This window comes from Shinella sumterensis, assembly GCF_004514425.2.
Taxonomy (GTDB): domain Bacteria; phylum Pseudomonadota; class Alphaproteobacteria; order Rhizobiales; family Rhizobiaceae; genus Shinella; species Shinella sumterensis.
In genome coordinates this window covers 1-7,768 of the sequence record NZ_MYFN02000035.1, presented here as the reverse complement: position 1 = coordinate 7,768, position 7,768 = coordinate 1, and the positions used below count along the sequence as shown (strand labels likewise).

The following is a 7,768-nucleotide window of genomic DNA, read 5'->3' as shown; positions in this document are numbered from 1 at the left end:
TACGGAATGCGTTTGTCGGTACTTCATGAAGAGTCTCATCTGATGATCGGTTACATGGCGACCCGGCACAAACTGGTTCTCCAATCCAGAAAACCGCAAATGTACCGGACCGACCGCGATCATGAGACGCCGAAAAATCTGCGCCGCGCCGGGGTATGACTACGATCGGGCTACGCCCTCACTCCGTCAGACCCCGGCGCGAGTCTCATCCTGATTGACGCTGAATCTCACCTAGATTGCCGCTACGCATCCCGACCACGGATCGCTACGAACAGTGTCGGTTCATTCAACACTGTCGTTGGCGGCCGGACGGCCGAAGACCGAGCTAGATCGACCTTAGCGATACCCGCTTCTCAAGTTCGGCCGCCTGTTCCTTCCGCTCACTGTAGCGGTCGGTGAGATAGGCAGAGGCATCGCGCGTGAGGACGGTGAACTTCACAAGTTCCTCACAGACATCCACCACCCGGTCGTAATAGGATGAGGGCTTCATCCGGCCATCGGCGTCGAACTCCTGATAGGCTTTGGCGACCGAGGATTGGTTGGGGATGGTGATCATCCGCATCCAGCGGCCGAGGATGCGCATCTGGTTCACGGCATTGAAGGACTGGCTACCGCCCGAGACCTCCATGACCGCGAGGGTTTTGCCCTGCGTCGGTCGGACCGATCCGACCGAGAGTGGAATCCAGTCGATCTGGGACTTCATGATGCCGGTCATCGCGCCGTGGCGTTCCGGGCTCACCCAGACCTGCCCTTCCGACCATTGCGAAAGATCGCGCAATTCTTGCACCTTCGGGTGGCTCACCGGCGCTTCGTCAGGCAGCGGCAGACCCCTTGGATCAAACATGCGAACCTCACATCCGAGCCGTTCGAGCATCCGGCGGGCCTCGAATGCGAGCAGGCGGCTATAGGATACCTCGCGCAACGAACCGTAGAGGATCAGGATGCGCGGCATGTGCGTCGAGAATGCCGGACGCAGGGCGTCGAGATCGATCGAATGCAGGTGATCGCCCTGCAATGCGGGAAATGTGTCAGGCAATGCGCTTTCCTTCCTCATCGAGAACCTGTTCACCGTCCTCCTTGAAGAACGGCCCCTTGAAGGTGTCGGGCAGGATGTCGAGCACCGCTTCGGACGGGCGGGCGAGCCGGGTGCCGAGCGGCGTCACGACGAAGGGGCGATTGATCAGGATCGGCGTTGCGATCATCGCGTCGAGCAACTGCTCGTTAGTCAGGTCTAGGTTGTCCAGACCGAGTTCGGCATAAGGCGTGCCTTTCTCGCGAATAGCTTCCCGAACGTTCAAGCCAGCGTCCGCGATCATCGTCGCAAGCTGCTCGCGCGTCGGCGGGTTCAGCAAATACTCAATGACAACAGGTTCGATGCCGGCAGCGCGGATCAGCGCCAGCGTGTTGCGGGACGTCCCGCAGGCGGGGTTGTGATAGATGATCGCATCCATGGTCAGTGCCTTTCGGTGGCGGTGGTTCTGGAAACAGCGGGGGCGGCCTCGTACCAGTCCTTCGAGCGGTTCACGATCCAGACGACCGACAGCATGACCGGGACCTCAATGAGAACGCCGACGACGGTGGCGAGTGCTGCGCCGGACTGGAAGCCGAACAGGCTGATGGCGGCGGCAACCGCAAGCTCGAAGAAATTGCTGGCGCCGATCAGAGCCGATGGCCCGGCAACGCAATGCCGCTCGCCGGTCATCCGGTTGAGCAGATAAGCAAGCCCGGAGTTCAGATAGACTTGGATCAGGATCGGCACGGCGAGCAAGCCGATGACGGCGGGCTGGTCGATGATCTGCTCGCCCTGAAAGGCGAAGAGCAGAACCAGCGTCGCGAGCAGCGCCACCAGCGAGATCGGCTGCAACCTGGCCAGCACGCCATCCAGTGCCTGCGTCGTACCGCCAACCGTGAGGCGGCGGCGGATGACCTGCGCGATAATGACGGGCACGACGATATAGAGGGCGACGGAAAGAACGAGCGTATCCCAAGGCACGGTGATCGCGGAGAGGCCGAGCAGCAAGCCTACGATCGGAGCAAAGGCGACGACCATGATGGCATCGTTCAACGCGACCTGAGACAGCGTGAACAATGGCTCCCCGCGTGTCAGGTTGCTCCAGACGAACACCATCGCGGTGCAGGGAGCCGCGGCGAGAATGATCAGTCCGGCGATATAGGAGTCGATCTGGTCGGCAGGCAGGTAGGGGCGGAACAGCCAACCGATGAACAGCCAGCCGAGCAGTGCCATGGAGAATGGCTTGACGGCCCAGTTGATGAAAAGGGTGACGCCGATACCGCGCCAGTACGCGCCGACCTGCGCCAGAGACCGGAAATCGATCTTGAGCAGCATCGGAATGATCATCAGCCAGATCAGGATCGCGACGGGAATGTTCACCTTGGCGACCTCGGCCGCGCCGATGATCTGAAAGAGGCCGGGCATGAGATGGCCGAGGGCGACACCGGCGATGATGCACAGGAATACCCAGATGGTCAGATAGCGCTCGAACGTGGACATCAGGCGGACTTTCCCTGCGGCGACGTCGAACCTTCCATCGCACCGATCTGGCGAAGCTTCGTCTCAAGCGCCATGTGATCGATGGATGCCAGCGGCAGACTGACGAACGCGGCAATCCGGTTCTTGAGGAAACGCGCGGCCTGTGCGAAGGCACGCTGGATCTCGACGTCCGATCCCGTGACGGCGGCAGGGTCTTCGACACCCCAATGGGCGGTCATCGGATGGCCGATCCAGACGGGACAGGCTTCGCCGGCGGCGCTGTCGCAGACGGTGAAGATGAAATCGATCTGCGGCGCGCCGGGTTCTGCGAACACGTCCCAGCTCTTCGACGAGAAACCCGTCGATGGATAGCCCAACGCTTCCAGCTCCTTCAGGGCATGCGGATTGACTTCGCCCTTCGGCTGGCTGCCGGCCGAGAAGGCTTTGAATCGTCCGCCACCTTCCTTGTTGAGGATGGATTCGGCGAGAATAGAACGAGCGGAATTGCCCGTGCAGAGGAACAGCACGTTGTAGGTCTTATCGGTCATGGTCGTGGTCCGTGGTTAGGTCGGCGGCTTGATAAGCTTCATGATGGTCGCCGATGATGGGCAGATGGAGGAAAGCTGGCGCGTCGCCAGCACCGCAGCAGGCACGCTGTCCCGCTGCACTTCAGAAAATCCAATGCGCGCGAAGAACGGCGCCGCGCTCGTCGTTGCAAGGAAGACGCCGCTGCCAGGGTCGAGACTCGCCACCGTCACTTCGACGACGGCTTTCCCGAGGCCGGTTCCGCGTCGATCCGGATGCACGACGACGGAACGGAGGAGGTAGTCGCCATCGCAGCGCTCGACGCCGGAGAAACCCAGAACGCGGCCATCCGATGACAGCGCCTTGAAGAAGGTCAGGCCGTCATCCTCGATGTCGTCGGTGGGCAGACGGGCGTCCGTCAACGCCGCCTTGAGGTCGGTATCGCTGCCTGTGATCTGCTCCAGCCTGATGGTGCTCATGACACCTTCGCCTCCGGGCTGCAGCAGGGCGCCAACTCGGCGATTAACGGAGCGCAAAGCTCCACCGATCCGCCGCAGCAGTCCTTCAGCAAGAATAGCGTCAGCTCACGCAGACCGTTGAGATCGGCACGGTAGATGATCGATCGGCTCTGCCGCTCGCTCGTGACCAGGCCCGCCCGCGACAGCGTCGCGAGATGCGCCGACATCGTGTTCTGCGGCACGTCGATGAGGCGGGCCAGTTCGCCGGCAGGGATGCCGTCGGGCTCGTGCCGCACGAGAAGCCGGAAGGTCTCCAGTCGCGTGGTCTGGGCTAGGGCGCCAAGCGCCGCGATTGCAGTGTTGCTATCCATATATCCAGAATATCGGATGTGTTGTCGATGTCAATCCGGCTTGCGATGAATTGATGCCGCGGCTTACGCCACGACATCATTCCGATCATATGTTCAGAGCTGGTCGAGGAACGACAACAGAGTGTCATCCGCCTTGAACTGGCGGTAAGCTGTCCCTTCGAACGGCTGTACCTTTGCGAGCGCCGCTTCCTTGATGGCAAGATGGGCATGAAGATATGGCTGGGTCGAGCGCGTAGACTCGTGTCCAAGCCACAACGATATCACCGTCGTATCGACGCCTGCGCCCAATAGTTCCATGGCGGCGCTATGTCGGAGGACGTGCGGGGAAATGCGCTTGGCTCGTAGGGAAGGGCACCGCTCCGCTGCTTTCGCCACGTACTTCGCCAAAAGATACTGCACTGCATCGGCGCTCATCCGAGCACCACGCACGGTCGGAAAGAGTACGTCGCTGTTCGTCCTTTGCGATTCCTCCATCCAATTTTTGAGCGCGCCGTTCAAAAGCTTGGTGATTGGCGTAATGCGCTCTTTCCGCCCCTTCCCGAAACATCGGATTCGACCGCCAGCGCCAAGTGTGACGGCGCTGCGGTCAAGGCCCACAAGTTCGGAGAGCCGCAACCCGGTCTGCACGGCTGTTAGCAGCAGGGCGTGATCGCGGCGGCCGATCCATGAACGACGGTCGGGAGCCGCAAGGATGGCTTCGATCTCGGTTCGGACCAGATATTGAACTTCCCGCTTCGAGCTGATCTTGCCTGGGATGGCGAGAACCCGTTGGATCTGTCCGCCATAGCTTGGCTCTTCAAATGCCAGGAAGCGGAAAAATGCCCGGATGGCGGTGAGCCTGAGATTATGGGTCGTGGGGCTGGCGCGACGCTCCAAATCGAGATCGTCAAGGAAAGCGACCACGAGGTCGGCATCGAACGCATCGAGGCGAAGGTCCGAAGGGGCAACGCCGGTCCGGCGATGCGCAAACTTCAAGAAAAGCTTGAAGGTGTCGCGATAGGAGGCGATCGTATGCGGGCTGGCGTTCCGCTGGCGCATAAGACGCTGGGTGAAGAAGCGTTCGATCAGGCGGGGAAGAGGATTGGTCATGCAGTCGCCTCCCAGCTTGCTTCGAGCAGCAGCTTCGCGTGATTGAGCAGAGCCGGATGGGCCGACAAATACCAATAGGTATCCCGAACATGTGTGTGTCCCAGATACGTCGAAAGCTCGGGCAACCTCCGCGCGACATCTTCCCCCTGTTCATACCAGTTCAACAGGGCGCGCACCGCGAAGGTATGCCGAAGATCGTGAATCCGTGGCCCCTGCCGCGAGTCCGGCGCACGCAATCCGGCCTTCCGCGTCCAGGTGACGAAGGCATCACAGGTATTCCAATGGTTAAGGGCGCGGCCATAGACACCTGTAAAGAAGAGCCTGCCAGCGCGCCGCGCTGGGCTGGCATCACGTTCCGTCGCGTAGCGGGCGAGAGCTTCCGTAGTGGTCGGGTGCAGAGGCACTATCCGGCTCTTTCCGAACTTGGTCTGCCGGATCGTCAAAACGCCGGCATTGAGATCCAAATCGTCTCGCTCAAGCAGGAAGGCCTCCGAAAAACGCAGACCGGATGATGCGATCAAACCGAAGAAGCAGTGGAGGGTTCGACCTCGCAAGCTCTTCGGATGCAAGACGAGCATCGTCGCGAGAAGGTCGGAAATCTGGTCGTCCGAATAGATATAGGGACGCGGTCGACGCTGAGGCGGGAAAATCCCGGATGGTGGAACTTCCGTCCTTGGCTCGACCACCGCGACGTGGCGCGCAAAGGAACGGATCGTTGACAGGCGCGAAGACCAGCTTGCCGGGCCGCATTGATGACCTGCCCATGCCACCGCAAGCTTCGATGTAATGTATGGCTCGCCGCGCACCCGAGCATATTCGACAAAGTTGCGAAGGCGCCTCTCCTGGGTCGTCAAATGGTATCCGAGAGAGCGTCGCAAGGACAGGTATTGTTCAAGGGCGTACTTCAGATCTGTCATAGCAGTGTCCCCATCCAAGGCCGCGACAGGGAACGAAGCCCCTCCATATCTACCTTTGCGTAAATCCGCGTCGTGTCGGGTTCTTTGTGGCGAAGCACTTGGCCGACTTCTGTCAGGCTGGCTCCTGATCGTATCGCGATGGTCGCGAATGTGTGCCTGAACACATGCGCATAGCGTGATCGCAATCCCGAAATCCCAGCGCGCTTCAGCGCCCGCCCAGCGATAAGGGATACCGTCGACGCGGACCGGAAAGGGGTATTTGGCGTCTCAACCCTATGAAAGATGGTTCGGCTGCCCGACGACGGGCGTCCGCGCAGAATGTAGTCGGAGATCGCCTCTCCGACATCCTGCGGGAGGGGCATGGATGCGATCCTCCCGCCCTTTCCCTTCACGCGGAGCAACCCCGCTCGCCAATCAATGTCGTCCAGCGTGAGTAATGCCGCCTCGCCGGCGCGGAGTCCAAGACGAGCGAGCAATAACAGGATTGCATAATCCCGACGGCCGGCAACGGTCGATCGATCACACGTCACCAAGACGTGCTCCAGCTGATCGGGTGTCATGAATGTCGGCAGCGTTCTCAGACGGAGGTCACTCACGCCAGGAATGGCAGAGGCGAGATCTTCCTCTATGAGTCCAACCGTTTGCAGAAACCGAAGTAGGCCGCGCAACCGCGAGCACATTATGTTCGCCGTCGCACTACTATAGCCGTCGAAACGATCGGCAAGGTACTTGCGAACGTCATTGTGCGTGATTTGAGAAATGCCTGTGTGCTTCTCCCAGGTTGATTCTAGGAACTGGCGGCCGAACCAGATATGCGATGCGATCGATTGCATCGCATAGCCCCTGCGGCGCAGGCTTCCAGCATATGAGGCTAACGTGTCGCCGATTGGATCATCCGGCACGGGAGGCTGAGATAGAACGCCAGCATTCAGCAAGTCATTCTGCAAGCGTCGGAGGGCACGACGCTCGCCGTTCCGCAGCGTGCCTGCAGCAGCACTCTCGTCGACGAATCTATCGATATCGTGATAGTCGAGGCGCTGCGGATTGCTTCCGCCACCGTCGTTCTTCCAGATGAGAAACGCACTGATCACCCTTAGCGCCGAGCATATGCTTCTGGCAGCATATCCCTCAGTCTTCATCGCCTCGATCAGGGACGCGACGCACGCTCGATGCGACCAGTCTTCGATCGGCCATCTAAGGGTAGCCTGCTTCAGTTGAGGGGTAGTCATGGATGCCTCCGCTAGTTTGCTGTGCGGGGGCGATGTTAATATGCCGAGCCTCCGATCCTGACCTACTTGAAATCTCGGGCTTTGGGGAACGGGTTCGGCATAGTCTCAGGCTCGGGATAAGTTCCCGACCTCTTAATCGACCGATTGAAGGTCAAGAGCCGGAATTTTCACTAGGTGCCACCTCGAGCCGACCATTGCGGATCGAATCGAACGCAGTTGCAGCGGACGCCGAGGAGCCTTGTAGGTCTTACCTACTAGGCAGCGACGTCTCCAATCGTTCGAGATTGATTTCGCGTTTGCCGTTCAGAAGATCGGCAGCCCGCGCTTTAGAGCCGATAACGGCTACCAGATCCGCACGGGTGTAGTTGTTAGCAGCCATCACCGACTTGACCACCTCCACTGGGCTCGCAGCCAGGATCGGGTAGTTTTTGCCTTCGTACGGAGGCGTCGCCTTAACCGGCTGGTGCGGATCGAGGCAATAGTCTATCGGCATGACTGACGATGCGTCCGCCCGATACAAACGCCACCGCTTTCCAGCCGAGATCATCGCGCATGCGGTATGGCTCTATTACCGGTTCCCGCTGAGCCTGCGCGATATCGAAGACCTGCTTGCCGAGCGCGGCATTGCCGTCTCGTTTCAGACCGTCTCAGAATGGACGACTAAGTTTGGCCTGAAATTCGCCCACCA

General features: G+C 60.1%; 9 protein-coding genes and 2 pseudogenes. 1 reads left to right on the top strand and 10 read right to left on the bottom strand.

The annotated features are described in order from the left end of the window. Window positions 1-325: 325 nt before the first annotated feature. The 10 genes and pseudogenes from arsH to B5M41_RS26460 all read right to left on the bottom strand — a co-directional run. Window positions 326-1,054, bottom strand: a complete 729-nt coding sequence (arsH, locus tag B5M41_RS26505) for an arsenical resistance protein ArsH (RefSeq protein WP_167719491.1) — start codon at window positions 1,052-1,054, stop codon at window positions 326-328. Beyond that, window positions 1,029-1,451, bottom strand: a complete 423-nt coding sequence (gene arsC, locus B5M41_RS26500) for an arsenate reductase (glutaredoxin) (RefSeq protein ID WP_134652816.1) — start codon at window positions 1,449-1,451, stop codon at window positions 1,029-1,031. The genes arsH and arsC overlap by 26 nt, the downstream gene beginning before the upstream one ends. A gap of 2 nt (window positions 1,452-1,453) precedes the next feature. Continuing rightward, a complete protein-coding gene (arsB, locus tag B5M41_RS26495) occupies window positions 1,454-2,512 on the bottom strand; it encodes an ACR3 family arsenite efflux transporter (protein WP_134652814.1) in 1,059 nt (352 codons plus the stop codon). Then, on the bottom strand, window positions 2,512-3,039 hold the full coding sequence (locus tag B5M41_RS26490) for an arsenate reductase ArsC (protein ID WP_134652812.1): 528 nt from the start codon (window positions 3,037-3,039) through the stop codon (window positions 2,512-2,514). The genes arsB and B5M41_RS26490 overlap by 1 nt, the downstream gene beginning before the upstream one ends. Window positions 3,040-3,054: 15 nt before the next feature. Further along, complete coding sequence (gene arsN2 / locus B5M41_RS26485) at window positions 3,055-3,495, bottom strand: arsenic resistance N-acetyltransferase ArsN2 (RefSeq protein WP_134652810.1); 441 nt, start codon at window positions 3,493-3,495, stop codon at window positions 3,055-3,057. Continuing rightward, window positions 3,492-3,845 (bottom strand): ArsR/SmtB family transcription factor, encoded by a 354-nt coding sequence (locus tag B5M41_RS26480; protein ID WP_134652808.1) that lies wholly within the window; start codon window positions 3,843-3,845, stop codon window positions 3,492-3,494. The genes arsN2 and B5M41_RS26480 overlap by 4 nt, the downstream gene beginning before the upstream one ends. A gap of 93 nt (window positions 3,846-3,938) precedes the next feature. Next, the gene (locus B5M41_RS26475) at window positions 3,939-4,934 is read right to left on the bottom strand and encodes a tyrosine-type recombinase/integrase (RefSeq protein ID WP_134652806.1); all 996 of its coding nucleotides are present in this window, start codon (window positions 4,932-4,934) and stop codon (window positions 3,939-3,941) included. Continuing rightward, on the bottom strand, window positions 4,931-5,851 hold the full coding sequence (locus B5M41_RS26470) for a tyrosine-type recombinase/integrase (RefSeq protein WP_134652804.1): 921 nt from the start codon (window positions 5,849-5,851) through the stop codon (window positions 4,931-4,933). Before B5M41_RS26470 ends, B5M41_RS26475 begins: the two co-directional genes overlap by 4 nt. Then, a complete protein-coding gene (locus B5M41_RS26465) occupies window positions 5,848-7,080 on the bottom strand; it encodes a tyrosine-type recombinase/integrase (RefSeq protein ID WP_134652802.1) in 1,233 nt (410 codons plus the stop codon). Before B5M41_RS26465 ends, B5M41_RS26470 begins: the two co-directional genes overlap by 4 nt. A gap of 247 nt (window positions 7,081-7,327) precedes the next feature. Further along, a pseudogene (locus B5M41_RS26460) lies at window positions 7,328-7,519 on the bottom strand (hypothetical protein); the annotation flags it as partial. Window positions 7,520-7,571: 52 nt separating this feature from the next. Between B5M41_RS26460 and B5M41_RS26455 the strand changes: the two are divergent. Continuing rightward, window positions 7,572-7,768, top strand: a pseudogene (locus tag B5M41_RS26455) (IS6 family transposase); the annotation flags it as partial.